The sequence below is a fragment of the Petrotoga halophila DSM 16923 genome, assembly GCF_002924615.1.
Window position 1 is genome coordinate 1 of record NZ_JALY01000065.1, and the last position, 1,904, is coordinate 1,904.

General features: G+C 38.8%; 1 protein-coding gene and 2 pseudogenes. All 3 read left to right on the forward strand.

The annotated features are described in order from the left end of the window. The coding region (locus AA81_RS03160; RefSeq protein WP_103898168.1) for a recombinase family protein at window positions 1–1,257 on the forward strand (1,257 nt) is incomplete at its 5' end. Window positions 1,258–1,333: 76 nt separating this feature from the next. After that, window positions 1,334–1,557: pseudogene (locus AA81_RS14745) on the forward strand (recombinase family protein); the annotation flags it as partial. A gap of 199 nt (window positions 1,558–1,756) precedes the next feature. Continuing rightward, window positions 1,757–1,904: pseudogene (locus AA81_RS03170) on the forward strand (transcriptional regulator); the annotation flags it as partial.

Below are 1,904 nucleotides of genomic sequence, written 5' to 3' on the forward strand. Positions count from 1 at the left end.
ATCAGCCGTTTTGCAAGAAACACGCTGGACTGCCTGAAGTACATAAGGCAGCTTAAAGACAAGAACATCCCAGTTTATTTTGAGAAGGAAAATATAAACACAATGGATTCCAAAGGGGAAATCCTGCTGACCATTATGGCATCTTTAGCACAGCAAGAAAGCCAATCTTTAAGCCAGAATGTAAAACTGGGGATTCAATACCGTTACCAGCAAGGGAAAATCCATATCAATCACAACCGGTTTCTTGGCTATACAAAAGATAAGGATGGCAATTTAGTTATCGTTCCAGAAGAAGCTGAAATTGTTAAGCGCATTTACAGAGAATATCTTGAAGGATCCAGCATGCTGCAGATAGCAAGAGGTCTGGAAGCTGACGGAATTCTGACAGGCGCGGGCAATCACAGATGGCATACCAGCACCATCAATAAGATTTTGAGAAATGAAAAATATATCGGCGATGCGCTGTTGCAGAAAACCTATACAGTAGATTTTTTATCGAAGAAAAGGGTGGCCAATAACGGCATAGTTCCTCAATACTATGTAGAAAACAGCCATGAGCCCATAATTCCGCGTGAAATTTATATGCGGGTTCAGGAAGAGCTTGTCCGCAGAAGATGTGTGCATATAAGTAAGAACGGAAAGAAGAGAAACTACAGCAATAATCATCCCTTATCCCAAATGGTGTTCTGCGGCAAGTGTCATGAAGTATTCCGCAGGGTTCATTGGAATAACCGAGGGAAAAAATCCATCGTTTGGAGGTGCGTCAGCAGATTAGAAAACACCGGTTTGTTTTGTACCGCTTCCACTATACTTGAAGATACTCTCAAAGAGAAGATTGTAGAAGCTATCAATATAGCCGTCAGCGGGAAAAACTCTTTCCTGGCCATACTGAAAAAGAATATTGAAACCGTATTAAATGAGGATTTGGACGAGAGTACGGCAGATATTGATAAAAGGCTGGAAGAGCTTCAAACCGAGTTGATCCAATTGGCAAATTCAAAGGAAGCATATGATAATATTGTCAATGAGATTTACCGCTTACGGGACTTAAGGCAAGAAACCCTTTCAAGAAACGCTCTCCGTCAAGATAAGCGGGATCGGATCGCTGAGATGACGGACTTCCTTAATATGCAAACCGGTGGTATTACGGAATTTGATGATAAACTGGTTAGAAAACTAATTGAAAAGGCAACTGTATATAATGACAGGCTAGTGGTAGAGTTTAAGTCAGGGTTAGAAATAGAAGTAAACCTATAAGCTCGTATTAAGATAGCCGCCAGTAGGGGAAGAGTACTTATACTATTATAAATAACTACAGGAGACATAATTGGATTACCGATTGCGGGAGCAGAAGCAAAATGCGCTGGTTAAAAATGCAGAGCGTGAAGGAAGAAGCAGCGAATAGCTGAAATGACAGACTTCTTGAATGAACAGTCCTATGAGCTGGAGGAATATGATGAGCAACTGGTAAGGCGGCTTATTGAAAAAGTTACGGTATTTGATAATAAGCTGACCGTTGAGTTTAAGTCTGGAGTAGAGATTGATGTATTAATTTAAAATGAACCTGACCGCCGATTGAGGAGAAATACTTCTTGATGGGCGGTTCTTTTCTATTTATACTTGGGGATAATCTAATAAATAAACACACTTGAACAATTACTCATATGTTTTTATTGACAAACGGAGAATTGAGGTTTATAATATATATGAAAGATTATTCAAGTGTTCAATTGAATGATAAGGAGGTGATATAAATATGGCAAAAAAAATTCAACCAATTGAAAGATGCGACTCTGATGTAATACATGAGGAAATTGTAAATAAAGTGCGAGAAAAAATGCCTCAAGAAGAAACTCTATATGATCTAGCAGAACTATTTAAAGTTTTTGGAGATTCAACAAGAA